At 65.4% G+C, this 24,899-nt stretch carries 26 protein-coding genes; 15 read left to right on the forward strand and 11 right to left on the reverse strand.

Annotation, left to right across the window (positions count from 1 at the left end; all coding sequences use genetic code 11):
- Nucleotides 1-114: 114 nt before the first annotated feature.
- The gene (locus BCO18175_RS05085) at nucleotides 115-2,259 is read right to left on the reverse strand and encodes a hypothetical protein (RefSeq protein ID WP_174979776.1); all 2,145 of its coding nucleotides are present in this window, start codon (nucleotides 2,257-2,259) and stop codon (nucleotides 115-117) included.
- A gap of 819 nt (nucleotides 2,260-3,078) precedes the next feature.
- Between BCO18175_RS05085 and BCO18175_RS05090 the strand changes: the two genes are divergently transcribed.
- Nucleotides 3,079-3,609 carry an isochorismatase family protein gene (locus BCO18175_RS05090; protein ID WP_174979777.1) on the forward strand — a complete coding sequence of 177 codons (531 nt, stop codon included), beginning with the start codon at nucleotides 3,079-3,081 and terminating at the stop codon, nucleotides 3,607-3,609.
- Between the two features lie 278 nt (nucleotides 3,610-3,887).
- Here BCO18175_RS05090 and BCO18175_RS05095 read toward each other — a convergent pair whose 3' ends face one another.
- From BCO18175_RS05095 to BCO18175_RS05110, 4 genes are all read right to left on the reverse strand, one after another.
- Nucleotides 3,888-4,808 carry a recombination-associated protein RdgC gene (locus tag BCO18175_RS05095; protein WP_174979779.1) on the reverse strand — a complete coding sequence of 307 codons (921 nt, stop codon included), beginning with the start codon at nucleotides 4,806-4,808 and terminating at the stop codon, nucleotides 3,888-3,890.
- Nucleotides 4,809-5,291: 483 nt separating this feature from the next.
- Nucleotides 5,292-5,921: an MBL fold metallo-hydrolase gene (locus BCO18175_RS05100; RefSeq protein ID WP_174979781.1), complete on the reverse strand. Its 630-nt coding sequence runs from the start codon at nucleotides 5,919-5,921 to the stop codon at nucleotides 5,292-5,294.
- A 3-nt stretch (nucleotides 5,922-5,924) separates the two neighbouring features.
- On the reverse strand, nucleotides 5,925-6,941 hold the full coding sequence (locus BCO18175_RS05105; RefSeq protein WP_174979782.1) for a zinc-binding dehydrogenase: 1,017 nt from the start codon (nucleotides 6,939-6,941) through the stop codon (nucleotides 5,925-5,927).
- 133 nt (nucleotides 6,942-7,074) lie between these two features.
- Complete coding sequence (locus BCO18175_RS05110) at nucleotides 7,075-7,947, reverse strand: aldo/keto reductase family oxidoreductase (protein ID WP_174979784.1); 873 nt, start codon at nucleotides 7,945-7,947, stop codon at nucleotides 7,075-7,077.
- Nucleotides 7,948-8,053: 106 nt separating this feature from the next.
- Between BCO18175_RS05110 and BCO18175_RS05115 the strand changes: the two genes are divergently transcribed.
- Entirely contained in the window at nucleotides 8,054-8,974 is a 921-nt protein-coding gene (locus BCO18175_RS05115; protein WP_174979786.1) for a LysR family transcriptional regulator, read from the forward strand.
- Nucleotides 8,975-9,242: 268 nt separating this feature from the next.
- On the opposite strand, the gene BCO18175_RS05120 is transcribed toward BCO18175_RS05115, so the two are convergent.
- Nucleotides 9,243-9,674, reverse strand: coding sequence for a tyrosine-type recombinase/integrase (locus BCO18175_RS05120; RefSeq protein ID WP_254607972.1), 432 nt, complete (start codon nucleotides 9,672-9,674; stop codon nucleotides 9,243-9,245).
- Between the two features lie 177 nt (nucleotides 9,675-9,851).
- On the opposite strand from BCO18175_RS05120, the gene BCO18175_RS05125 reads away from it, so the two are divergent.
- The 4 genes from BCO18175_RS05125 (at nucleotide 9,852) to BCO18175_RS05140 (ending at nucleotide 12,254) form a co-directional block, all read left to right on the forward strand.
- A complete protein-coding gene (locus BCO18175_RS05125) occupies nucleotides 9,852-10,166 on the forward strand; it encodes a Dabb family protein (protein ID WP_174979787.1) in 315 nt (104 codons plus the stop codon).
- Complete coding sequence (locus BCO18175_RS05130; protein ID WP_046545900.1) at nucleotides 10,163-10,642, forward strand: PaaI family thioesterase; 480 nt, start codon at nucleotides 10,163-10,165, stop codon at nucleotides 10,640-10,642. The genes BCO18175_RS05125 and BCO18175_RS05130 overlap by 4 nt, the downstream gene beginning before the upstream one ends.
- A 170-nt stretch (nucleotides 10,643-10,812) precedes the next feature.
- Entirely contained in the window at nucleotides 10,813-11,772 is a 960-nt protein-coding gene (locus tag BCO18175_RS05135) for an alpha/beta hydrolase (protein WP_174979789.1), read from the forward strand.
- A gap of 41 nt (nucleotides 11,773-11,813) precedes the next feature.
- Nucleotides 11,814-12,254: a GNAT family N-acetyltransferase gene (locus tag BCO18175_RS05140; protein WP_174979791.1), complete on the forward strand. Its 441-nt coding sequence runs from the start codon at nucleotides 11,814-11,816 to the stop codon at nucleotides 12,252-12,254.
- A gap of 20 nt (nucleotides 12,255-12,274) precedes the next feature.
- On the opposite strand, the gene BCO18175_RS05145 is transcribed toward BCO18175_RS05140, so the two are convergent.
- Entirely contained in the window at nucleotides 12,275-13,120 is an 846-nt protein-coding gene (locus BCO18175_RS05145) for an NRDE family protein (RefSeq protein ID WP_174979793.1), read from the reverse strand.
- A gap of 76 nt (nucleotides 13,121-13,196) precedes the next feature.
- A complete protein-coding gene (gene ygfZ, locus BCO18175_RS05150) occupies nucleotides 13,197-14,231 on the reverse strand; it encodes a CAF17-like 4Fe-4S cluster assembly/insertion protein YgfZ (protein WP_174979794.1) in 1,035 nt (344 codons plus the stop codon).
- A gap of 77 nt (nucleotides 14,232-14,308) precedes the next feature.
- Between ygfZ and mltG the strand changes: the two genes are divergently transcribed.
- The 9 genes from mltG (at nucleotide 14,309) to BCO18175_RS05195 (ending at nucleotide 22,933) form a co-directional block, all read left to right on the forward strand.
- Nucleotides 14,309-15,328: an endolytic transglycosylase MltG gene (mltG, locus tag BCO18175_RS05155; RefSeq protein ID WP_174979795.1), complete on the forward strand. Its 1,020-nt coding sequence runs from the start codon at nucleotides 14,309-14,311 to the stop codon at nucleotides 15,326-15,328.
- On the forward strand, nucleotides 15,328-15,948 hold the full coding sequence (gene tmk / locus BCO18175_RS05160) for a dTMP kinase (RefSeq protein ID WP_174914722.1): 621 nt from the start codon (nucleotides 15,328-15,330) through the stop codon (nucleotides 15,946-15,948). The genes mltG and tmk overlap by 1 nt, the downstream gene beginning before the upstream one ends.
- A gap of 19 nt (nucleotides 15,949-15,967) precedes the next feature.
- The gene (locus BCO18175_RS05165) at nucleotides 15,968-16,996 is read left to right on the forward strand and encodes a DNA polymerase III subunit delta' (RefSeq protein WP_174914724.1); all 1,029 of its coding nucleotides are present in this window, start codon (nucleotides 15,968-15,970) and stop codon (nucleotides 16,994-16,996) included.
- A gap of 141 nt (nucleotides 16,997-17,137) precedes the next feature.
- A complete protein-coding gene (locus BCO18175_RS05170) occupies nucleotides 17,138-17,917 on the forward strand; it encodes a TatD family hydrolase (RefSeq protein ID WP_174979796.1) in 780 nt (259 codons plus the stop codon).
- 43 nt (nucleotides 17,918-17,960) lie between these two features.
- Entirely contained in the window at nucleotides 17,961-18,671 is a 711-nt protein-coding gene (locus tag BCO18175_RS05175) for an ankyrin repeat domain-containing protein (protein WP_174914728.1), read from the forward strand.
- A gap of 119 nt (nucleotides 18,672-18,790) precedes the next feature.
- Nucleotides 18,791-19,147 (forward strand): Rap1a/Tai family immunity protein, encoded by a 357-nt coding sequence (locus BCO18175_RS05180; RefSeq protein ID WP_006485939.1) that lies wholly within the window; start codon nucleotides 18,791-18,793, stop codon nucleotides 19,145-19,147.
- Between the two features lie 89 nt (nucleotides 19,148-19,236).
- Entirely contained in the window at nucleotides 19,237-20,409 is a 1,173-nt protein-coding gene (locus BCO18175_RS05185) for a mechanosensitive ion channel family protein (RefSeq protein ID WP_174979797.1), read from the forward strand.
- Between the two features lie 30 nt (nucleotides 20,410-20,439).
- A complete protein-coding gene (locus tag BCO18175_RS05190; protein WP_174979798.1) occupies nucleotides 20,440-21,615 on the forward strand; it encodes an AAA family ATPase in 1,176 nt (391 codons plus the stop codon).
- Nucleotides 21,616-21,868: 253 nt separating this feature from the next.
- A complete protein-coding gene (locus BCO18175_RS05195; protein ID WP_174979799.1) occupies nucleotides 21,869-22,933 on the forward strand; it encodes a glycosyltransferase family 4 protein in 1,065 nt (354 codons plus the stop codon).
- 105 nt (nucleotides 22,934-23,038) lie between these two features.
- On the opposite strand, the gene BCO18175_RS05200 is transcribed toward BCO18175_RS05195, so the two are convergent.
- The 3 genes from BCO18175_RS05200 to BCO18175_RS05210 all read right to left on the reverse strand — a co-directional run bounded on the left by BCO18175_RS05200 (nucleotide 23,039) and on the right by BCO18175_RS05210 (nucleotide 24,866).
- Nucleotides 23,039-23,626, reverse strand: coding sequence for a BPSL1445 family SYLF domain-containing lipoprotein (locus BCO18175_RS05200; protein ID WP_011352325.1), 588 nt, complete (start codon nucleotides 23,624-23,626; stop codon nucleotides 23,039-23,041).
- Between the two features lie 230 nt (nucleotides 23,627-23,856).
- On the reverse strand, nucleotides 23,857-24,306 hold the full coding sequence (locus BCO18175_RS05205) for a hypothetical protein (protein ID WP_050013249.1): 450 nt from the start codon (nucleotides 24,304-24,306) through the stop codon (nucleotides 23,857-23,859).
- Nucleotides 24,307-24,575: 269 nt separating this feature from the next.
- Nucleotides 24,576-24,866 (reverse strand): PsiF family protein, encoded by a 291-nt coding sequence (locus BCO18175_RS05210; RefSeq protein ID WP_043188161.1) that lies wholly within the window; start codon nucleotides 24,864-24,866, stop codon nucleotides 24,576-24,578.
- Nucleotides 24,867-24,899: the final 33 nt, after the last annotated feature.

Here is a 24,899-nt window from a genome sequence, read left to right on the forward strand (position 1 = left end):
GGCAGCTCGGGTGTACAGAGGCTGTGTCGAGCGCCTCGATCCTTGACGAAGCCCCGGAGGCGGTAACGCCCCCGGGGCTTTTGCATGCCCGGTCAGCACACGCCTGGCGATGCGTTACCGCGACGCCAGGGCCGCCGCGCTCTTCTTCGGCTGAGCATCCTGCATCCGCTGCGACGCCTGCCACCAGTACTTGCCCGCGCGCTGCTGCGGATCGCGGATCGCGAGATACGTCGTACTCCAGAGCTGCGCCGCGTTCGCCTCGGTGGCGTCCGCGCTGCGCGTGCCGAATGCATCGGTCTGGTACTGGCCGTTCACGTACGACCACGTCCACATCTCCGACGTGCGCATGTCGCGCCCGTTCGAGATCACCTGCCAGATCGTCTGCCGCGCCTGCGTGAGCAGCGTGCGTGTCGCGGCCGACAGGTCCTGGCGCGTGAGCTGGCGATCGAGCCCGGCCACCCACATCGCCTGCTGCCACGACCAGATCACCGTGCCGTGATACGCGGAACTCGTGAACTTCGGCCATAGCGCCTGGTTCGCATACGCCGGGTTCGCGATCAGCATGCCGGCATCGGTCACGAGCCCGGTCGGGAACGGCCGCGTGACGTCGGTGACGATGCGCTGAAGCTCGTCGTCCGGCGGCGTGCCGAACAGCAGCGCGAAACCGCCGTCCGAATTCATCACTGGAATCGGGTTGCCCTGCTGATCGAGCGACAGCGCGTAGAACGCCAGCGGCGTGCCCGGTGCGGTGCCGGCCGGCACGCCCGCGGACGGCGCATAGGCCGACACGTCGGTGGCTGCCTGCGCGGCCGGCACGCTGACCTGGAACAGCGGCGGCGCCTGCGTTTCCCAGGTGGCCGCCTGGTTTGCCGTGTTGACGAGCGTCGCGCGCTGTCCGGCATCCAGGTACGGATCGAGCAGGCCGCGCGTGAGGAACGCGTTCGCCGCGCGCAACGCGGCCGGCACGAGCACCGCGTTCACGTCGTACGGGTACACGCCGCCGCCGAGCCCGTCGGTGCTGTCACGCCAGTTGCCGACGATCTCGCCGGGCCGCAGGTGGATCAGGTTCGCGACCGACGGCTGCTGCGCGAACGGCTGCGCAGTCGTCGCGACGTGCAGCAGGTTGACGACCAGGCGGCTGCCGTTGGTCTGCCCGTCGCTGCCGCGCTGCGCGAGATACGCGGCCGCGCGGGCCTGGCCGCGCGTATCGTCGATCAGCCACGCGGCCGCGATCGGCGCGAGCAGGTAGTCGCTGTCGATCATCTTGTAGTCGTAGGTCGGCGTCGGATCGTTCGGCCGGCCGTTTTTCTGGTTGTCGACGAGGGCGAATTCGCCGATGCCTTCCTCGTGCGCGACCTTGCCGTCGGTCGACAGCCGGCTCAGCACCGACGACAGGCCTGCCTCGACCGCGGCGGGTTCGAGCACGGGCATCAGCATGCGTACCGAGATCAGCGTGTCGCGGCCGAAGTAGGTGTCGTACTGCCACGAGCCGGCCAGCAGCTTGTCGTGGAAGCTCAGGAACTCGAGCACGTTCTGGCTCACCGGGTCGGGGTTCACCGATGGCGCGAGCAGGTCGGCGCGCGTGATCGGCGACAACGGCGTCTCGCCCGACAGCGCATCGACATGCAGCCGCAGCGTGTGCGAGCCCGCCGGTGCGCTCAGGACGAGCTTGCCGCCCGCTGCCGGCGCGATGCTGCCGCCGTCGCGCAGCGTGATGCGCAGTGAATAGCCGGGCGCGCCGTCGATCCGGTCGCGTTGCCATTGCGCGGCGCTGCCCTGAACCGTCGGCGCGGTAAGGATCTGCTGCGGAATCGTTGCGCCGCCGTTGAAGTCACGCAGGAAGCGCACGTTGCTGAGCACGCCCTGGCGGATCGTCAGCGTGTTGGTGTCCACCGACACGTCGGCGCCGATGCCGTACAGCGGGCGGCCATGCGCATCGGGCGCCGACAGCGCGGACGGCGGCGTGTCGAGGCTCCAGTTCACCGGTTGCGCGGTGTCGTCGAACCAGAGCCCCGTGCCGCTGTTGCCGGCGGGGAAGACCACGAGCAGGCGCGGCTTCGTCGACGAACGCGCCAGCAGGTGCGCGGCGACCTTGTCCTGCCGGTAGAACGCGTTGATCTGGCCGCCGGTGTCCATCCGGAACGACAGCGCGGCGGCGTTCGACGGCGGGCTGCCCGATTTGACGTCGTCGTCGTTGCAGGCCGCGAGCAGGCCGGCGCAGATGAATCCGAGACACAGCGACTTCGCAAGGCGATGCATGTTGATGTCCCTCCTGATGACTGGTGATTTTTATGAGAATTATCGAATGAGCGGGTGCTCGGTCTCCTTCATCCGGTATTGCGGAATTCCTGGAAACTATTGAATTAATCCGGGCGTGCTTCAGGGGCGAATTGAATGGGAGATAACCGGTTGGCGGTTAATTCCGGAATTGAAAACAAAAGGAGGTACTGCACCGGATTGGGGTGAAAGACTTCTCTGCTGGGGTCCCGGTGCAGTGCCGGCGTTGGTGTGTGTGTGGCGTGAAAGGTGAAACGTAAGCTGTCGTAGGGGATTCTAAAGTTCGGATAAAGTCGAAGTCAATAATGATTTTATGGTTTTCGAATAATGTTCTGTTTTGAAGTTGCAATTATTGCTTGTTGGGTCGGTAAAATATGCGAATTCATGAGGGGGTGGGGTGCCGATTATCGATCTTGGTGAAAATCGATTGATAATCGATGTCCGTATTGGCGATTGATTCCGAACCGGGATTGAATCGTGACGTTTCGCCTGCTGCCGTGTCTCGGGCGGTGCAAGCGGTAGGTGCGGAATGCGGTGGATTCGGCAATACGGAACGGTGAGCAACCGGCGTTCCTGTGACGGGCCGGCGGGTGATCCCCTGAACCGGACTCCATGCGATCGCGTCAACGGTGTCGGCAAGTTTGGTAGGCTGGGGGCCCGCTACCGTTTACCGAATTGACGCGGTCGGTCATTGATGCGATTCGATATCCGTCTTTTGCGGGACTGACGATTTTGCGATAGAGCGACTCTTCATCGATGGTCGATGATGGTTGACGTCGCCTTCACTCCGGAGAATGCGCCGTGCTGCACGTGCCCGACGATTCAGTGGTCGTATTGGTTGATTTTCAGACGCGGCTGATGCCGGTGATCCACGAAGGGGCATCCGTCGTCGCGCAGGCTGTCCGACTTGCCCGTATTGCGCAGATAGTCGGGGTGCCGGTGATGGGTACCGAGCAGAGCCCCCTCCAGCTGGGCCGGAACGTACCGGAGATCAAGGATCTGTGCTCGAACACCGTCGTCAAGGATCATTTCGACGCGTGCGCGGAGGGCCTGGTCGATGCGTTGCCGGCCGGGCGCAATAGCGTGATCGTCGCCGGTTGCGAGGCGCACGTGTGCGTGCTGCAAACGGCGTTCGGGCTGTTGCGTAGCGGCCGCAAAGTCACGGTGGTCAGCGATGCCGTGGGGTCGCGCAAGACGATCGACCGGGATACGGGGATCGCTCGGCTCGGGGCGGCGGGGGCACAAATCGCGACGGTCGAGATGATCGGGTTCGAATGGCTGGGTTCCAGCCGGCATCCGCGTTTTCGCGATGTGCTGCGCCTGATCAAGTGAGTCGCGGCGCTTGTGCGCTGACGGAAACCGCGTTCATGGAGCCGGATGTGTAAATCTCGGGATACCGGCTATTGGAGGCGGCAGGTTGGGCCGGCTTGCTGCCGGCGGCCGCGGGCGGGATTCTCGCGTCGGCGGGCAACACGGAGAAGAATCGGGCACCGTGCGCGACCGCCCGTTCGCGCCCCTCCGACAGGGTGACGACAGTCCTCGTTGAACTGTCGCGCCGGCTCGAAACCTCGCCGTCGCGCGGGGCGAGGTTTCGCGGCCGCCGACGAAGTTCAGGCTGCTGCCTGAAGAGCTGAGCCGTGCTGATCGCCACCCAGGATATCGATGAGACTGGCCAACATCCGCGCCAATTCACCGGTCATCAGCGTGACATCCGAGTCGAAGCGTTCAGCGTCGTTCTGCGCGGTCGGATCCGCTGCTTCCTTGATCACGTCGAGCGGCGTAACGCGCTTGATCGTCAGCGACGGCGTCAGCACGAAGGAGATCCGGTTGTCCCAGGTCATCGCAAGGCGCATGCATTGTTTGCCGGCCTCGATGTGCCGACGCATGTCGTTCGCTTCCAGCGCGTGGCCGACGTATCGCACCGTGGCGCCGCCTTCGCCGCTCGAGCGCAACTCGGCATCCTGGTCCACGGTGAATCCGCCCGGCGCCTCGCCGGACAGCAGCCAATCCGTCATCGCGGCGACTGGCGAAAGCGCCACTTGAACACCGGCGAGCGGCAACTGATCGATCGATTTGACGAGCAGGCCGCGAATGTCGTCGGCAAGCGCCTGTGAGGCCGCATCGATGACGAGCCAGCCGTTCACCGTATCGATCCACACGCGGGTATCGCGGCGAATGGTGAACGCGCGCGGGAGCAGTTCGTCGGTAACCTGCTCCTTGAGTTCGCGCATTTGTTTTCGCCCGACCTTGAAGCCCTGCTGCTCCTCGACTTCAAGCGCGCGGGCCTTGGTCACCTGATTGACGACCGACGCCGGGAGCAGCTTCTTTTCGGCACGAAACGTCAGCAACATCTGCCGGTTGATCGAATACACGAGTGCGCCGTCGTCACGCGGCGACGCCCATCCGTGGCTCTGCATCTCGACGCTGTTGCCCGGCTGAAACGCGTGGGGCGCCAGCCATTTTTCCATCTGATCGGGGGTAACGGCCCAAGGTGCCGGAAGACGATGAAGCTGAAGGTTCTTGAACCACATAGGAGTACGGGCAAAGCGCACCATTCTATATGACGGTGATGCTTCCCGTGCGGATTCGGTCGCTCGATTTGACGGCTCAGATCGTTGACGGTTGTAGCGCTGGGTGGGTAACGCTTACCGAATTCGCGACGGAAGGGGAGCCACGCTCTTCGACCCGACGTATCAATCGGCGACGCGCGAACTAATCCGCCGCCGCAACGACGCAATCAAGACCGGGCGATCTCGAACGAAACAGGGCGACCGAGGAGCGCGCAGCACCACGCTTTCCGGTTGCCCTTGCAGTGTTTACGTCGATGGATCGGCAGTAAACACTGCTACCTACTTGTATGGGTAGCTGAACGAGTGGAGTTGGTCATCTTCAGTGACGACGGACCGGTGCGGTCGGAAAGTTCACTTGCGGGACCAACCCAATAGATGCCGAGAGTGATCACCTTACTAAAGTCGCAGGAAAACCGCATTGTCGCTCCGGAGGATAGCGTTCAATTAAAGCCCGAGAATGGCCTTGTCAACGATCGCTCGCCATTCGCTGGCAGTCACAGGCTGGACGGGAGATCGCCCCACGGACGCGCTTGAGATCACCACGTCAGGCTCCAAATCGAGCAACAATCTAAGACTGCTCTTCAAGTCAGATTTGCGTCCGCCAGCGAAAAACTGCACCCGCGTTCCCCAGGACTCGCCGTCGGGATAGATTGAATCGCCAGTGAAGAGATAGGTCTTGCCGTAGGGGGAGCGGTAGACGAAGCACGTGCTTCCCGAGGTGTGCCCCGGGGTTGGAACGACTTCGATATTGCCGAGATGCGTCTCATGCGTATCGAAGGTCACATCGACCTGGCAATAGGAATCGATGGCTTTGACCTCCGAAGCATGGCAGCACAGCGCGGAGCCGAACGTCTGCTTGATCGTCGCCAAAGCCGGTCCTGCCTCGTCCCGGTGGCTCAGGTATTGACGAACAACTCCACCCAGATCGCGAATCGGCTGCAGGTCCTCTTGCACACCCGTACCGTAAAACAGGATGTTGCCGTTCGGACGCGTGAGGAGGTACGCATGTGAAGTGACGCCTTGGAAAGGGTGTTCAGGTCGCGTCTGCCACAGATCTGGGAAGAGCTGTTTCATGGATTACGACTCGGAAGTCAGGATCGTCGCGCCGCGCCGAGGGGTTGCCTGTGCGGCAGACAGCGCTTCGATCGCATCACTGAGTGCGAATTCGCGGTAGTCGGCAAAGTTTTGCGGTGCCTGCCGCGTCATCTCGAACAGGTCTGCAATGTCGGACGCACGTTGCTCCGGCCGAGCGTTTGCAAACCATCCCGGAGCGTTCATGCCCGTCAGTGTCAACTGGCGCACGGCCATCGTGATGGTCGAAATCATCGAGGGTCGCGCATCGAGTCCGCCGTACGTCAGCAGGGTGCCACCGTCAGCCAACAGGTCGAGCAACTGGGTGGCCATTTCGCCACCGATCGGGTCAATCACTACGGACGGTGCCTGCCCGCATGCAGCGACTACATCATCGCGCCATCGGTCGCGCTCCGTGCTGACGACGGGAACGCCGTGCAAGCTTTGCGCGACGATAGCAGCTCCAGCGTCGCTGCGTACGACTGCGACCGTTTTGACGCCGCGCATTTGCGCAAGCGCAATCACGTTGCGGCCAACGCTGGACCCCGCAGCCGTGACAAGCAATGGTGATGCAGCGATACCAGCATGGCTATCGGCGGCCAATGCCGCGCGCATGAGTGCAGCTGCGGTGATACCGTTGATGATGATTTGACTGGCGGTTGTATCACTGATGTCGTCCGGAATTGGAGTGACTGCAGTGGCTGGCGCTACGACGTGCTCTGCCCACGTGCCATGTATCGGGAAGAGAATAACGCGCTTGCCCGGAACGATCCCTGTCGACGGATCGACGCCCGCGCCGACCTGTTCGACGACGCCTACACCATCACCGCCGGGTATAGCTCCCATAGGAGGGATCGGCGCCGGCACGATTCCCCGAACAAGCAAGCTGTCGATGGGGTGCACCATACGCTTGGTGACGCGCACTGTCACCTCATTGGGCCCAAGTTGATCCGGAGTATCAACTTCTTCGTAAGCGAGCACGTCGGCCGGATCTCCGTGACGTCGATAGACAACAGCTTTCATAAAAAATCCTTTGTATCAGTAGAGCACGCACGGATGGCGCCGCATTGTTCGGCGGTATCGCACGGCTTGCGGCCCTCAGCTATGTGTGCGAGGAGAGAGGAGCGGCCGTTGGGTTAGTGTCTCCCCGTATTAATTAGTTATCCTGTTTTAATGAATTGAGTTTTTGCAACACCGCCTCGGACAGTTCGAGTCGTGCTGCTTGCACGTTTTCACGCAGGTGGGACACTGACGACGTTCCTGGAATGAGCAGGATGTTGGGGGAGCGATGTAGCAGCCACGCGAGGGCGAGTTGCATTGGCGTTGCGCCGATCGACGCAGCCAACGTCGAAAGTGCCGATGACTGGATCGGTGAAAAACCGCCGAGCGGAAAAAACGGTACGTAAGCGATGCCCTTGCTCGCAAGTTCGTCGATGAGTGCATCGTCATTGCGATGAACCAGGTTGTAGTGGTTCTGTACGCAAACAATTCGCGTGATGCGCTCCGCTTCCGTGACCTGCAACGATGTCGCGTTGCTCAATCCGATGTGTTGAATGAGCCCTTGGCGTTGAAGTTCTGCGAGTGTGGTGACCTGTCTTTCGATCGACTCTTCACCGGGGCCGTCGACGGTGCCAATGATGCGAAGATTGACGACGTCGAGCATGTCAACCCCGAGGTTGCGCAGGTTATCGTGTACGCCGCGCCGAATATCTTCAGATCCCTGAGCGGGAAGCCACGCTCCGTCGCTGCCGCGCACGGCGCCGATCTTGGTCACGATTGTCAGATTGTCCGGATACGGATTGAGTGCTTCGCGGATCAACTGGTTCGCGATGTGCGGCCCATAGAAGTCGCTCGTGTCAATGTGATCGATCCCGAGCGCGACAACCTCCCGCAGCACGGCAAGAGCGGCGTCGCGGTCCTTCGGGGGCCCAAATGCGTTCGGTCCGGCCAGTTGCATGGCGCCGTAGCCCATGCGATGCACGGAGCGGCCTCCGAGCATAAAGGTGTCTCCAAGGCTGAAATCTGGCATTGCGCTCTCCGAGGCAGTTTCTGACAGCAACCAGTATGGAGACGGTTGCGTTGTTCGATAATCCCCTCTAGATTGAACGGGTCGTTAAAAATATTGCACAATGACCATGGAATTCAACGATCTGGCTGCATTTGTCTCCGTCGCCAATGCCGGCGGCTTTCGTGATGCGGCCCGAGTGTCCGGCGTATCGGCTTCGAGTCTCAGCATCGCGGTGAGGCGGCTGGAGTCGAAGCTTGGTATGCGCCTGCTGAATCGCACGACGCGCAGCGTCGCGCCAACTGAGGCAGGGTTGCGTCTACTCGCGCAATTGACGCCGCTGTTTGGTGAAATGGAAGCGGCGCTCGATGTCCTGAATGGCTTCCGTGACAAACCTTGGGGAACCCTGCGGCTAAACGTGCCGCCGAGTGCTGCGTCTATCGTTTTGCCGTCTGTTCTTGCGGCATTCATGAAACGCTATCCCGACATCCGTGTGGAGGTGGTCGTCGAGGATGGCTTCGTCGACCTGCTGTCGATCGGCTGTGACGCTGGCATTCGATACGACGAACGGTTGGAGCAGGACATGATCGCAATAGCAATCGGCCCGCGTGTACAACGTTTTGCTACTGCCGCCGCACCTGGCTACTTGGATGTTCATGGCCGGCCGTCCCATCCGAGTGAATTGCTATCCCACGCGTGTCTGCGTGGCCAGTTCGCAAGTGGGGCAAAGCCAACATGGAATTTCGAGCGCGACGGAGAGGTATTGCGGCTTGACCCGCCGGGATCACTTGTGGTGCGGCCTGGTAGCGCTGCAATGGATCTGATAGTTCGAATGGCGCTCCAAGGACTCGGTGTCGTTCACTTGTTCGAAGAGGCCTTGCGGCCACACTTCGACAACGGCTTGCTCGAACCGCTACTTGAACCATGGTGGCAAAGCTTCCCAGGGCCGTTTCTGTACTATCCCGGGCGTAGACATGTACCCGCACCGTTGCGAGCGTTCGTTGACTTTTTGAAGAACGATGAGGCGCCATCGGATGGCAGTTCTGTTTGATGCACGGCCCGATTCAAAAAGATCAAGTCGATCACAATGACATTCGGCGCGTGTTGGTCGGGTTTCACATTGAGACGGTGCCGCCGCAGTGGACCACCCGTGGGGGCGGTTGAGTGACTGAACGAAGCAAATTAATCATCTGTGGTGGAACGAAGCGGCGCAGCCAATCAGGCAGTTCGAATCAATGATGCCAAATTGGCTTACGGTGCGGGCATCTCGCGATGGAGTTGGGTGGGGGGGCAGTGCCAATTGAAGCGAGCGCCATCGATCAAGAGGCGGAGCTGGTCGAGTGCGAACGAGTCGGGTACGCATCGGCTCCGAGCACGTGCAGAATCTCGCCAAAGTGCCGCTCAGCCCACGTCTTCCGTTTCTTCTCCAGCCACTCGTCGCAGACTGCCCGAAAAGTTGCTTTGCCTTCGTTGATACGCGCCGACAGGACTTCCTGTCGCGCATGGGAAGGGTGCAGTCCCTTCTTGAAGAGTTCACGCGCACCGTCGCGTGCTGCACGCGCGTCTTGAAGGCTGATGGTGGGATATTCGCCGATCGCGAAGAGATTCTCTTTCCCGGCAATTCTGTATTTGTATCGCCAGAGCCTGGAGCCGGACGGCTTCACCAACAGATACAGTCCATTGCCGCCGGTAAGTTTGGTAGGCTTGTTGCCTGCCTTCGCTTGTCGGATCTTGATGTCGGTACATGGCACTGTGAAAAAGGGGGTATCGACTTTGGATGTTCGAGATGATCCCCCTTTTTATACCCCTTTTTTCTCGGCTGGACGCGATTTACGGCGAACGAGAGGGAACGGTGAAAGGGTGTAGGATGCCCGACTGGCAAGGGTTTGAGGCAAGCTGACGAACCAACACGAACAGGAGCAACCGAAGTGATCCGTCATATCGTCATGTGGAAGTTGAAAGAATCGGCCGAAGGCGCGACGCGCGCACAGAACGCGCTGAAGCTGAAGGAAAAGCTCGAAGGCTGCCGCGACCTCGTGCCGGGCACCCTGCAGATCGACGTCGGCCTGGCGACGCCCGGCCTCGACGCGACCGCCGACATCGTGCTCGTGTCCGATTTCGCGGACAAGGCCGCACTCGATGCTTACCAGGTGCACCCGGTTCACCAGGAAGTGAAGAAATTCGTCGTTGCGGTGGCCGAATCGCGCGAGTGCGTCGACTACATCGTCGACAGCGCACGATGAGCGACGCGGCAACCCCGACGGACGGCCCGTCGATCGAAAGCCCGTTCGTCGACATGCTCGGCGTGCAGCTCGTGTCCGCGAAAGACGGCGCAAGCGAGATTGTGCTGCCGCTCGAAGAGCGGCACATGAACACGTGGAGCATCGCGCATGGCGGCGTGACGATGACGCTCGCGGACATCGCGCTTGCGATGGCGGCGCGCAGCCTGACCGACGACGGTATCGGCGTCGTCACGGTCGAGATGAAGGTGAACTTCATGCAGCCGGGTCGCGGTGAGTTGCGCGCTTACGGGCGCGTGATGCATCGCTCGACGACGATGGCTTACTGCGAAGGCGAAGTGCGCGACAGCGACGGCAATTTCGTCGCGAAGGCGCTCGGCACGTTCAAGTACATGCGGCGGCTCGCGGTGGGCCGCGACATCAAGCGGCAACGCTCGCGCACCGCGCCGGACGCCCAGCCCGGCCCGAGCGACGCGTAAGCGCCCGGACGCACGGCCCTGCCTCTTCACAGGCAGGGCCGTTTTGTTTTGTGGCGTGCATGGGCCGCACCGGAATTTCGATACGCACGGCGCGTGACGCTCACCTGACGCGCGCATGGCATCATGCACGCTTGTCCGTTCACGGTGCCCAGCAGGCGCCGTCCCAATCGATGCCGCTGAATCCGAAGATCGCCCAGGTGCTCGACATGATCGAGCGCGCGAAACGTCCGTCCTATCATCACCAGACGCCGCAGCAGGCGCGCGCCGCGTACGAGAAGAGCGCGCCGATCCTCGACGTTGCATCGGCGGCGATGCATTCGGTCGAGGAATGCGTCGTGCCGACGCGCGACGGCCGCACGATCGGTGCACGGCTGTACCTGCCGGTCGCGCCGAGTCTCGCGGAGCCGCTGCCTGCGCTCGTCTACTACCACGGCGGCGGTTTCACGGTCGGCAGCGTCGATACGCACGATGCGCTGTGCCGGATGTTCGCGCACGATGCGCAGTGTGCGGTGTTGTCGGTCGGCTACCGGCTCGCGCCCGAACACAGGTTCCCGACCGCGGTGAACGATGCCGACGACGCATTGCAATGGCTGCATCGCGAGGCCGCCACGTTCGGCATCGATGCCGAACGGCTGGCCGTCGGCGGCGACAGCGCGGGCGGCACGCTCGCGACCGTCTGCGCGGTGCTCGCCCGCGATGCAGGAATTCGCCTGGTGCTGCAGATGCTGATCTATCTGGGCGTGACGGGCTTCCAGGACACGGAATCGCATGCACGGCTTGCAAACGGCTACCTGCTGACGCAGGACACGATCCAGTGGTTCTTCACGCAATACGTGCGCGATCGGGCGGACCGCGACGACTGGCGTTTCGCGCCGCTCGACGGCACGCGCGATGCGCCGTCGTTCGCGGGCGTTGCGCCGGCGTGGATCGCGACGGCCGAATACGATCCGCTGAGCGACGAGGGCGCCGCCTATGCGGACAAGTTGCGCGCGGCGGGCAACGCGGTCACGCTGGTCTGCTATCCGGGGATGATCCACGAATTCTTCAAGATGGGCGGCTACGTGCCCGAGGTACGGGCCGCGCATGCGGACGCGGTCGCGGCGTTGAAGGCCGCATTCGACGACGTTTGACGGCGGTTGTTTGGCGGCGTACGCGCCGTATGGGAGCTGCGATGACGAACGGCGTGGTGGAAACGGGCGACTGGACGGTACTGGGCGGCGACGCCGCGCGGATCCGCGATGCGGTGTTCGTGCGCGAGCAGCAGATTCCGCCGGAATGGGAGCTCGACGACGACGATCCGCTGTCGCTCCATGCGGTCGCGTACCGGGTCGATCCGGCAACCGGCGCACGCCGCGCGGTCGCGACGGGGCGGCTGCTGCCGTCCGGCACGATCGGCCGCGTCGCGGTGCTGGCCGACGCGCGCGGGCAGGGCGTCGGGTCAGCCGTGCTCGACGCGCTGCTGGATGCGGCGCGGCGCCGCGGCGAAATCGTCGTGCGGCTCTACGCGCAGGATTCGGCGGTGTCGTTCTACCTGCGGCACGGCTTCGCGGCGGTCGGTGAACCGTTCGTCGAAGCCGGCGTGCCGCACGTCGAGATGGCGCGCGCGCCTTAGCGCGGCGCCCGCTTGCGCGTTCAGCGCGGCGGCGTCGCGTCGAGGTCGAACGTGAACGCGCGCTCGAACGTGCCCGGGCGGACGGTGCGGTGCGAGCCGTCGTCGTCGCAGCGTTCCTTGATCTCGACCGTCAGCCGCACACCTTCCTTCATCGTGACGCGCAGCGCGGTCGTGCCGCGCGTGCCGTATTCGGGGGTCTCGATGAATGCGGCCGACAGCGCACGCTCGCGCTCGATCGGAATGCCCGTGTGCGGCAGTGCGTCGTCGTCCGCGACATGCGGGTCGCGCATCAGCGCGATTAGTTCATCGAGCGACGGGGTCGGATTGTCGGTGAGCAGCGTGCCGAGCTCCGCGCGCTTGCGCACCACTTTCGGCCAGGGCGTATCGAGCCGCGCATTCGACAGCGCATGCACGCCGGGGGCGATCGCGACAGGTGCGGCGACAACGCTTTCGCCCTCGGGCGCACGATTGCAGAACCACGCGAGTTCACGCCGCCGCCAGTCGCCGACGAGCAGGTTGAAGCCGTTGTAGACGGCCGCATGCTCGGCGAGCTGCTTGAGGTAGTCGAGCGGCGCGACGGAAGGGCCGCCGAGAAAATCGGACACGAGCTTGCCGCGGGTCGGTGCACCCGCGCGGATGTCGAACGGCGCGCGGTAGTTCGTCAGCGCGGCGAAACGGCCGTCGCGCGATACGCCAAGCCACGTGCCGCCCGCTTCGAGATCGCGGCCGGCCAGTACGCCCGGGACATCTTCCCACCACGAAAGCGGCGCGCTTGTCCGACGAAAGAACTCGTCGCGGTTGGCGGTGAGGGTAAAGACGGGACCGGCGGCGGCATCGGGCTGCCAGTCGAAGGCAATCAGACACATCGGGCGAATCTCTCGCAGGAAACATCGGGCGCCGGCTGTGACTCGCGAGCCGGCGCGCGAACGGGTTGTCAGTGCATCACGCTTCCGTCGGCCAGGCGTACGGCAGCGTATCGAACGCGAGCACCGGGCCGTCGGCCGAACCGAGGTGCACCGTGCCGTTGTCGAGCGCCGCGAGCTTGATCTCGACGAGCGCGTCGACACCGCCCGCGGGCGCAGCCGCCGCGTTGACGATCATCCCGCACGGCTGGCCGGGATCGTCGCTGTGGAACAGCTCGACGCCGGCATGCACGGTATCGGTCTCGCCGGCGACGTGCGCGAGCGCGGTGCGGCGCTTGATCGTGCCGCGGTACTGGCTGCGCGCGACGATTTCCTGGCCCGGGTAGCACCCCTTGCGAAAGTTAACGGCGCCGATCACGTCGAAGTTGACCATCTGCGGCACGAACTGTTCGACGGCAGGCTGCGTGATGCGCGGTTCGCCCGCGCGGATGTCGAGCCAGTCCCATACGGCCGGCGACACGACCGGCAGCGACCCGCCGAGCGCGGCGATGCGCGCGTCGACTTCCGCGCGCGGGCCGATCCACAGATAGCGCTTGCGGCCGGCCGCGTCGGGCACGCGGATCAGCGTGCCGGCGGGGCCGTCGACCTTCACGTGCACGCCGTCCGGCAGCGCGTCGAAGATGCCCGACAGCGCGTCGCGCACGTCGCCCGCGAAACCGACCACCGCGAGCGCGTCGCTCGCATCCGTCAGCTTCGCCTTTGCGCGCAGCACGAACATCGACAGCCGCTTCTGCACGGCGGGCTGCACGTCCTTCGACACCAGCAGACGCACGCCGTGGCCGGCGCGCCACGTGAGGAACGAGCCGAGAAGGCGCCCCTTCGGCGAGCAATAGCCGGACAGCCGTGCACTCGCGGCGTCGAGATGTTCGATGTCGTTGGTGAGCTGGCTGTGCAGGAACGTCGCGGCGTCATCGCCGGCCACGTCGATCACGCCGAACTGCGGCAGCGGCATGCAGGCGCCCGGCGCATCGAAATCGGCGGCGGACGGACGGGGGAAAACGGGGAGCGAGGCGGGTGCGGCCTGGACTGCCGGTGAAGCGAACGGTGTGCTCATGGAATGAGGGAACAGTCAACCCTGACTTTGACGGAGGCGAGCAAGTATTATATGGGTCTTACCTGAGTCACGTTTCCATGTCCCTACTGAAGAAATGCGCCGCGACGATCGTGGCGCTGGCCGTCGTTGTGGCCGCTGCCGGCGCGGGCGGCGGGTATTACTGGGCAACCCGGCCATTGCTGCTGGGTTCGGCATCGCTCGACGTCACGATCAAGCCGCGCAGCAGCGTGAAGAGCGTCGCGCTGCAGCTGAAGCACGGCGGCGTGCCGGTCGAGCCGCTCGGCTTCGTCGCGATGACGCGCGTGCTCGGGCTGTCGGGCCGGCTCAAGTCCGGCAACTATGAATTCAAGACCGGCATCACGCCTTACGAGGTCCTGCAGAAGATCGCGCGCGGCGACGTGAACGAATACGTCGCGACGGTCATCGAAGGCTGGACTTTCAAGCGGATGCGTGCGGAACTCGACTCGAACCCCGACCTTGCGCACTCGACGGCCGGCATGAGCGACACCGAGCTGTTGCGCGCGATCGGCGCGTCGGACAACGCGGTGCAGCGCGGCAGCGGCGAGGGGCTGTTCTTCCCCGATACCTATCTGTTCGACAAGGGCACGAGCGACCTGAACATCTACCGGCGCGCGTACCATCTGATGCAGACGCGTCTCGACGAGGCCTGGGCCGCGCGCGTGCCGGGCCTGCCGTACAAGACACCTTACGAAGCGCTGACGATCGCGTCGATCGTCGAGAAGGAAACGGGCCATGCGGCCGATCGCGCGTTCGTCGCGGCCGTGTTCGCGAACCGGCTGCGCATCGGCATGCCGCTGCAGACCGATCCGTCGGTGATCTACGGGCTCGGCGACGCGTACGACGGCCGCCTGCGCAAGCGCGACCTGCAGGCCGACACTCCTTACAATACCTACACCCGACGCGGGCTGCCGCCGACGCCGATCGCGTTGCCGGGCGTGGCCGCGCTGCAGGCGGCGATCAACCCGGCACAGACGAGCGCGCTCTATTTCGTCGCGAAAGGCGATGGCACGAGCGTGTTCTCGGACACGCTCGGCGACCACAACAAAGCCGTGGACAAGTACATACGAGGTCAATAATGGCGAGCGGTAAATTCATCACGTTCGAAGGCATCGACGGGGCGGGGAAGACCACCCACCTGCAATGGTTCTGCGAACGCCTCCAGGGCAAGTTGGCCGCGGCCGGCCGGCAGGTTGTCGTCACCCGTGAGCCGGGCGGCACGCAACTCGGCGAGAAACTGCGCGAGATCCTGCTGAACCAGCCGATGGATCTCGAGACGGAAGCGCTGCTGATGTTCGCCGCGCGCCGCGAGCATCTCGCGCTCGTGATCGAGCCGGCGCTCGCGCGCGGCGACTGGGTCGTGTCCGATCGCTTCACCGACGCGACGTTCGCGTACCAGGGCGGCGGCCGCGGGCTGCCGCGCGACAAGCTCGAGACGCTCGAGCGCTGGGTGCAGGGCGGTTTCCAGCCCGACCTGACGGTGCTGTTCGACGTCGCGCCGCAGGTGGCGAGCGAGCGTCGCGGCGCCGCGCGCATGCCCGACAAGTTCGAAAGCGAGTCCGACGCGTTCTTTGCGCGCACGCGCAGCGAATACCTGCGGCGCGCGGAAGAGGCGCCGCACCGCTTCGCGATCGTCGACGCGACGCAGACGATTCCAGAGATCCGCCAGCAGCTCGAACGCGTGCTCGCCGCGCTGTAATTCGCAAGGAGCGCACCCCATGATCTATCCGTGGCAGACCGACGACTGGAACCGCCTGCAGCAACTGCGTGCGCAATGGCCGCACGCGCTGCTGCTGCATGGCCAGGCCGGGATCGGCAAGCTGCAGTTCGCGCAGCATCTCGCGCAGGGCTTCCTGTGCGAATCGCCGCAGCCGAACGGCGAACCGTGCGGCACATGCGCGGCCTGCACCTGGTTCTCGCAGGGCAACCATCCGGACTACCGGATCGTGCTGCCCGAGGCACTGGCGGGCGAGGCGCCGGGCGCCGCGGACGACGCGAAGGCGGCCGACGCGGACGAAGGCGGCAAGAAGACGCGTGCGCCGAGCAAGGAAATCAAGATCGAGCAGGTGCGCGCGCTGCTCGACTTCTGCGGGGTCGGTTCGCACCGCGGCGGCGCGCGCGTCGTCGTGCTGTATCCGGCCGAGGCGCTCAACGTCGCCGCGTCGAACGCGTTGCTGAAAACGCTCGAGGAACCGCCGTCCGGCGTCGTGTTCCTGCTCGTGTCGGCGCGCATCGACCGCCTGCTGCCGACCATCATCAGCCGCTGCCGGCAGTGGCCGATGACGGTGCCGGCGCCGGCCGCTGCCGAGGCCTGGCTCGCCGCGCAGGGCGTCGATCATGCGCCTGCGTTGCTCGCCGAGGCCGGCGGCGCGCCGCTCGCGGCTCTGGCGCTCGCGAGCGACGAGAACCGCCCTCTGCGCGACTACACGCTCGGGCAGCTCGCGGCCGGTGCGGCATGCGACCCGTTCGCGTGCGGCGAGACGCTGCAGAAGCTGCCGGTGCCGCTGGTGCTCGGCTGGCTGCAGCGTTGGCTGTACGATCTGCTCGCCCAGCGGATGGCGGGCGCGCCGCGTTACTTCCCGATGCACGCGGCGGCGCTCGCGCGCTGTGCGGAAGCGGTCGATGCGAACGCGTTCGCCCGCTTCATGAAGGCCGTGACGCGGCAGCGGACGGTCGAGAACCATCCGCTCAACGCGCGGCTCGTATTCGAGGAATTGTTTCTCGGATACCGGGAAATGTTCGCGTGATCCGGCATTGTTTCGTGCGGGTTGCGAAATGATGACCGGCCCACGCCGCGACGCGCCCGTGGCCGGCCGGCCCGCGAACGCCGCCCGTTGCCGCATGCCGGCGCGCGCATGAGCGCCCGCCTTACGTATTCAGGAAACACGATGTTCGTCGACTCTCACTGCCATATCAATTTCAAGGGCCTGGCCGACCGCCTGCCGGCTGTTCTCGAGAACATGCGCGAGCACGACGTCACGCACGCGCTGTGCGTGTCCGTTGATTTCGAGACGCTGCCGGAGGTGATCGCGATCGCGGAAGCGCACGACAACGTCTACGCGTCGGTCGGCGTGCATCCCGATCACGAGGACGCGCGCGAGCCGACGCTCGCGGAGCTCGTCGAGCTGGCCGCGCACCCGAAGGTCGTCGCGATCGGCGAAACCGGCCTCGACTACTACCGTCTCGAAGGCCGCTCGATCGCCGACATGGAATGGCAGCGCGAACGCTTTCGCACGCACATCCGCGCGGCGACCGCGACGATGAAGCCGCTGATCATTCACACGCGCTCGTCGTCGGAAGACACGCTGCGGATCATGGCCGAGGAGCGCGCGGACGTGCCGGGCGGCGTGATGCACTGCTTCACCGAGCCGTGGACGGTGGCCGAGCAGGCGCTCGCGCAGAATTTCCATATCTCGCTGTCGGGTATCGTCACGTTCAAGAATGCGACCGACGTGCAGGACGTCGCGCGCCGCGTGCCGCTCGACCGGCTGTTGATCGAGACCGACTCGCCGTACCTCGCGCCGGTGCCGTATCGAGGCAAGCCGAATGAACCTGCGTACGTCAGCCATGTCGGACGCTTTATCGCATCCGAGCGCGGGATCGCCGTCGAGGCGCTTGCCGATGCGACGACGCAGAATTTTTTCCGGCTGTTCAAGATCGCCCGCTAACGACGCGCGCGCAGCCGACAACCCAGGGAAGGAGCCCAAAACAATGACGAAGCCGACCAACCATCTGCCGAAACGCGCACTCGTTGCCGCCGCGCTCGTCGCGAGCGGCCTGTTCGCGGCAGCCGGCGCGCATGCCGAATCGCTCGACGCGATCGTCAAGGCCGTCAAGTTCGACGACATCGCCGACATCGGCAAGCAGCTCAAGAGCGGCAAGCTCGACCCGAACACGGTCGCGCCGAACGGCGACCCGCTGATCGTGATCGCCGCACGCGAGAAGTCCGACAAGGTCGCGGCGGCGCTCGCCACGACGCCGAACGTCGACCTCGAGAAGGAAGACAAGGCCGGCGAAACCGCGCTGATGCTCGCATCGCTGAACGGCGATGTCGGCCTCGCCAAGCTGCTGATCGACAAGGGCGCGGAAGTCAGCAAGAAGGGCTGGGCGGCGCTGCACTATGCGGCGACCAACGGCCAGGACGCGGTCGTGAAGCTGCTGCTCGACCACGACGCGTATATCGATACCGCGTCGCCGAACGGCACGACGCCGCTGATGATGGCCGCACGCGGCAACCATGCGTCGACGGTCACGCTGCTGCTCGACCAGGGCGCCGATCCGCAGGTGAAGAACCAGCTCGGCATCACCGCGCTCGAATTCGCGAAGCACTACAACGCACCGGACGCGATCGAGATCCTGAGCAAGCGGACGACGCGCATCGGGGCGTCGGCGCCGGCAGATGCACAAAAGAGTGCAAAATGACGGTTTTCGGTGCGGCAGACGGTGCCCGCCCGGCCGGATTCCGGCCGGAGCAGGGCGTCCCGGCGCCGCGCCGGCCAAGGCAGCAGGCGGTCTCGGGCCGCATTGACATAAGGAACACCATGTTGCGCGCAATGTTTTGTGCCGCGGCGTTTGCCGTGCCGTTGTCGGCGGCGGCTTTCACGGGCGCTGATCTCGACCGGCTGTGCGCGAAGACGGACGTCAAGTCGCGGGCGTCGTGCGCGGCCTACATCGAAGGCGCCGCCGACGGCGTCTACAACACCATCGACGCGATCGGCGGCACGACGGGGCCGCGGGTCGGCCAGTATTTCTGCCTGCCGCCCGACATCCGGGCGCAGCAGATGACCGACGCGGTGCGCAAGTACATCGCGGAAAATCCGAAGCTGGCCGACTACAACGCGAGCACCGCGGTGTCGCTCGGTCTCGGCAAGGCGTTTCCCTGCCGGAGCGGCAACTGATCTGACGCCGTGTCCGGGCACGCGCGTGGCCCGGGCGTCGCCGACGCATCCAGGACGAGGCGTGCGCGCCTCATCACCCAAGGGCGCCGATGATTTCAATCGAGGAACTGCAGCGCATCACCGATGCGCCGCTGCATTCATGGCTCGGCACGCTGGCCGTGTCGGTCATCGTCTTGCTGGTCGTCACGATCGTGCACCGTCTCGGCGCACGCATCGTCAAGCGTATCGCGCAGCCGTATCCGTTGATGAGCGCGATCCTGCGCTACATCGACAGGCCGTCGCTCGTCGTGCTCGCGCTGCTGGCGCTCGAATTCCTGTGGGTCCAGGCGGACGACGGCATGTCGTTCGTGCGCGGCATGCGCACGGCGGCGGCGGTCGGCTCCATCGTGTCGCTCACGTGGCTGCTGGTGCGGCTCGCGGCCGGCGTCGGCGACGCCATCATCCAGGCGCATCCGATCGATACGGCCGACAACCTCCAGGCCCGGCGCATCCATACGCAGGCCAGGGTGCTCGTGCGGACCGTGATGGTGCTGATCGTGATCATCGGCACCGGCGCCGCGCTGATGACCTTCCCGAACGTGCGCCAGGTCGGCGCGAGCCTGCTGGCGTCGGCCGGTGTCGCGGGCCTGGTCGCCGGTATCGCCGCGCGGCCGGTGCTCGGCAACCTGATCGCCGGGCTGCAGATCGCGCTCACGCAGCCGATCCGGCTCGACGACGTGGTCGTGATCCAGGGCGAGTGGGGGCGCATCGAGGAAATCACCGGTTCGTTCGTGTCGGTGCGGCTGTGGGACCAGCGGCGCCTCGTCGTGCCGCTGCAGTGGATCATCGAGAACCCGTTCACGAACTGGACGCGCAACAGCTCGGAAATCATCGGCACGGTCTACCTGTCGGTCGATTACCGCACGCCGCTCGCACCGCTGCGCGAGGAACTCGCACGGCTCGTCCATGCGGCGCCCGAGTGGGACGGCCGCGTGCAGGTGCTGCAGGTGACCGACGCGACGGAACGCGCGATGCAGTTGCGCGCGCTCGTCAGCGCGGCCGATTCGTCGTCGTGCTGGGACCTGCGCTGCCGCGTGCGCGAAGGGCTGATCGCCTACCTGCAGGACCGTTACCCGCAATGCCTGCCGCGCAGCCGGATGGAACTGTCTCCGCACGATTCCGCGCCGGACGCGCCGAATCCCGAACGGCCGCACGCGCGGACGCCCGCCGCCAGTACGGCGGCCAACACCGCGGCCGACCCGCAGGCCGCCGAAAGCCGCTGACAGCGGCCCGCATGCCCGCCCTCCATCGTCATGACTGCGCTGAACACGCTCGCCATCGCCAATTACCGCTCGCTGCGCGAGCTGATCGTGCCGCTCGCGGCGCTCAACGTCGTCACGGGGCCGAACGGCAGCGGCAAGTCGAGCGTGTACCGCGCACTGCGGCTGCTCGCCGATACCGCGCAGGGGCGCGTGATCCCGTCGCTAGCCCGCGAAGGCGGGTTGCCGTCGACGCTGTGGGCCGGCCCCGAGCGCTTCTCGCGGGCGATGCTGGACGGCGACGTGCCGGTGACCGGCACGGTGCGCAAGGGGCCCGTGAGCCTGAAGCTCGGCTTCGCCTGCGACGATTTCGGCTATTCGATCGATCTCGGCCTGCCGATCCCGAGCCGCTCGGAGTTCGGGCTCGATCCGGTGGTCAAGCGCGAATGCATCTGGGGCGGCGCGCTGCTGCGTCCGTCGACGCTGCTGGTCGACCGGCAGGGCGCGCAGATCCGCGCACGCACCGCATCGGGTGACTGGCAGACGATTCCGCAGCCGGTTGCCAGCTTCGACAGCATGATGACCGAGTTCGCCGATCCGACCGGTGCGCCCGAGATGATCGCGGTGCGAGAGCGGATCCGCTCGTGGCGTTTCTACGACCATTTCCGGACCGATGCGCAGGCGCCGGCGCGGCAGTCGCACATCGGCACCCATACGCCGGTGCTCGCGGACGATGGCGCCGACCTGGCCGCCGCGTTGCAGACGATCCGCGAAATCGGCGACGGCGCGGCACTCGATGCGGCGATCGACGACGCGTTTCCCGGCGCGTCGGTCGAGATCGACAACCCGGGCGGCCGTGGCCGCTTCGACGTGCTGATGCGCCAGCCGGGGCTGCTGCGGCCGCTCGCGGCGGCCGAGCTGTCGGACGGCACGCTGCGCTACCTGCTGCTCGCGGCCGCGCTGCTGACGCCGCGGCCGCCCGCGCTGATGGTGCTGAACGAACCGGAGACGAGCCTGCACCCCGATCTGCTGCCGGCGCTCGGCCGCCTGATCGCGCAGGCGGCGCGGCGTTCGCAGGTGCTCGTCGTGTCGCACGCGGCCCGGCTGATCGCGACGCTCGAGCGCGAGGCAGGCTGCGAATCGCTGGTGCTCGACAAGCAGCTCGGCGCGACGGGGCTCGTCGATGCCGACACGCGCGACCTGCCGGCTTGGAAGTGGCCGTCGCGCTGACGGGCGGGGCGGCGCGCGTTCGGGTGCGATCGTCGCATCGGGGGCCGGATCGGCCCGGCAGGCGGAATGTATCCTGTCTGTAACAACACCCATAAAATGAAAGACGGGCGGTTCCGCGCAGCGGGATCGCGAATAATGAAGAGATAGCCGGCTGGCGCCGTGCCGGCCAGCGCTGCATCGGGGCGAGCGGGGCGCGAAAGCGTAGAGGCCCGCCGGCCGTGCGGCAACGGACAGGACACAGGAGACGTGGACCATGAGAATTGCCCAGATCGCGCCGCTGACCGAATCGGTGCCGCCGAAGCTGTACGGCGGCACGGAGCGCGTCGTGTCCTACATCACCGAGGCGCTCGTCGAGCTCGGCCATGATGTGACGCTGTTCGCCAGCGGCGATTCGACGACGCGGGCGAAGCTCGAGCCGGTCTGGCCGCGCGCGCTGCGGCTCGATTCGTCGATCCGCGACCGGGTCGCGCCGCACATGCTGCTGATGGAGACGGTCGCGCGCCGCGCGAAGGACTTCGACGTGCTCCATTTCCACATGGACTACTACTCGTTCTCGGTCTTCAACCGGCAGGAAACGCCTTACGTGACGACGCTGCACGGCCGGCTCGACCTGCCCGAGCAGCAGCCGGTGTTCGATACGTTCAACACGGCGCCGGTGATCTCGATTTCGAACTCGCAGCGCCAGCCGCTGCCGCAGGCGAAATGGCTGACGACCGTCTACCACGGGCTGCCCGATACGCTTTACATGCCGCAGCCCGTCGAGCCGCGCTATCTCGCGTTCCTCGGCCGCATCTCGCCGGAGAAGCGCGTCGACACGGCGATCCGCATCGCCCGCCAGTGCGGGCTGCCGATCAAGATCGCCGCGAAGATCGATGCGGCCGACCAGGAGTACTTCGAGCGCGAGATCAAGCCGCTCTTCGCGTTGCCGCACGTCGAATTCATCGGCGAGATCGCGGATCACCAGAAGGCCGAGTTCCTGTCGGGCGCGCATGCGCTGCTGTTCCCGATCGACTGGCCGGAGCCGTTCGGCCTCGTGATGATCGAGGCGATGTCGTGCGGCACGCCGGTGATCGCGTTCAATCGCGGCGCGGTGCCCGAAGTGGTGGACGAGGGCGTGTCGGGTTTTATCGTCGAGGATGAAATCAGCGCGGTGGCCGCGGTGAACCGGCTGCACCTGCTGCCGCGCGCGCGCGTGCGGCAGCGCTTCGAGGCACGCTTCACGTCGCGCCGCATGGCGCAGCAGTATGTCGACGTCTACCAGTCGGTGATCCGTGCGCAGAAACGCTCGCGCTTCAAGGTGATCGACTCGACGACCTGACACGCGTGGCGCAGGACGCGCGCGGATAAAAAAACGGCGATGCCCGCAAGGACATCGCCGTTTGTGCATGGCCCGCGCGCCGTGCGCACGGGCCATGCGCGAGCGTCAGATCTTCAGCTTCGAGACCTTCGTGCCGTTGATCGACACGTCGCCCATCAGGCCCGCGTTCGTCAGCACGACGACCTGGACCGGCGCGGTGGCCGTGGTCGTGTCGACCGCGCCGTTCGCGCCCATCTTCACGAGCGCGACCGACGCGCCGGCGCCGGCTGCCCAGCCATCCGAGCCGCGGAATTCGTCGAGCGCTTCCTGCGTCATGAACAGGAACACGATCGCCTTCGACTGTGCACCGGCCTGCAGGCCGACCGACAGCGACGACGTGTTGTAGTAGCCGACCGTGCTGCCGCCGACGCGCAGTGCGCCGTTGCCGGACTGGCCGCCGACGATGAAGCCGGCCTGGATGACGTCCGGGAAGACGAGCACGCCGCGCGACTTCGCGACGAGTTCACGCGAACCCTTGACCGTGGAGTACATGCGCGACAGCGTAGCGTCGACGCTCGAGTCGATGGCCTGGCGCTTCGACGCGTTGGTTGCGGCGTTGTCCGGCTTGTCCGGGGTGGTGGTGCAACCGGTGAGCGCGAGGCTACCGACGATGAGCGCGGCGGCGGCTTTCAGCACAAGATTCCGTTTTTGCATCGTTCTTCTCCATCGGATGATGTTCGGAGTGAGTCTCGCTCAGGGAGCGGATCACGTCGGCAGTTATATCACAGCGGATTACAGGCTCTTTTCGTCGCGGCGTGAAAAAGCGTCAAATCGCTTGGGGATGTCGCGGTGCGCCAACGGACGTACCGGCGCCCGCGCACCGGCACCGGGTCGGCATGCGGGAAACACGGCGGTCGGTCGGACGGCGGCGCCTGCCGCGCGCATCAATGCGTGACGGGCGGCACAGGCGGCTTGATTGGCGGACGGCGCAGCGCGCGGCGGATCAGCGCGATCACGACGCCGCAGGCGAACAGGAACGCGGCCGGCACGACCCAGTAGCCGACGAACGCATGCCACAGGTAGCCCGCAAGCGTATTGCGGCGCACCACGTACTCGTCGCGGGCCGCCTGCTGGCGCGGCGCATTGGCGGCGAGCACGTCGGCCGGACAGCCGGCCGCGCGCGCCTCGTCAGGATCCCCGTGGCACTTCGCGGCGGCGCCGGCGGCCTGCTGCGCGTCGGTGAGCTGCCAGGTGGTCAGCGCGAGCTGCAGGTCCGCCTTGTTGTACGCCATTTCCTCGCGGATCTCGCGCACGGCGACGATCGCGACGGGCACGGCCCAGAATACGATCACGATCAGCCAGCGGCGGAACCAGCGGTGTTGTCTCCATGCCATCCATGCCTCCGTTTGACGCGTGTGAGCGTCTGTCTCGAGGGCGGCCCGATGGCGCTTCTTGTACTTGGATGGGCCGCGTTGCAGCCATCATAGAAGAAAACGCGGCGAATTGCCGCACCATGTGGCGGCGCCGGTACGGCGGACCGGAAAAGCGGGGCGGGAGGCGCGGGGGAAGCGGGGCGTGGGGCGCGTCGATGCGCGTGCAACGAAAACAAAAATGCCGCGCCCGCCGAAACGGTGCGCGGCATTCGATACGGGAGCGCCGGGACTCAGGCTGCCGGCTGGCTGCTCAGGCAGCTCTTCATGAACGCCTTGCGGTCGTCGCCTTTCTTGCCGGTGGCTTGCGTATTGCACGCCTTCATCTTTTCCTGTTGCGACATTGCCTTCGCGGGCTTCGCCGACAGGCAGTCCTTCATGAACGCCTTGCGTTCGTCGCCCGTCTTGCCGGCTGCCTGGGTGTTACAGGCCTTCATCTTGTCCTGCTGGCTGTTCGCCGCGAACGCGGGGGAAGCCAGCATGCCGCCGAGAAGCACGGCGGCTACGAGCGATTGGATTTTCATTTCGACACTCCCATGGGGTGAATTGCGTGTTAT

It is taken from the genome of Burkholderia lata (assembly GCF_902499335.1).
Taxonomy (GTDB): Bacteria; Pseudomonadota; Gammaproteobacteria; order Burkholderiales; family Burkholderiaceae; genus Burkholderia; species Burkholderia lata_B.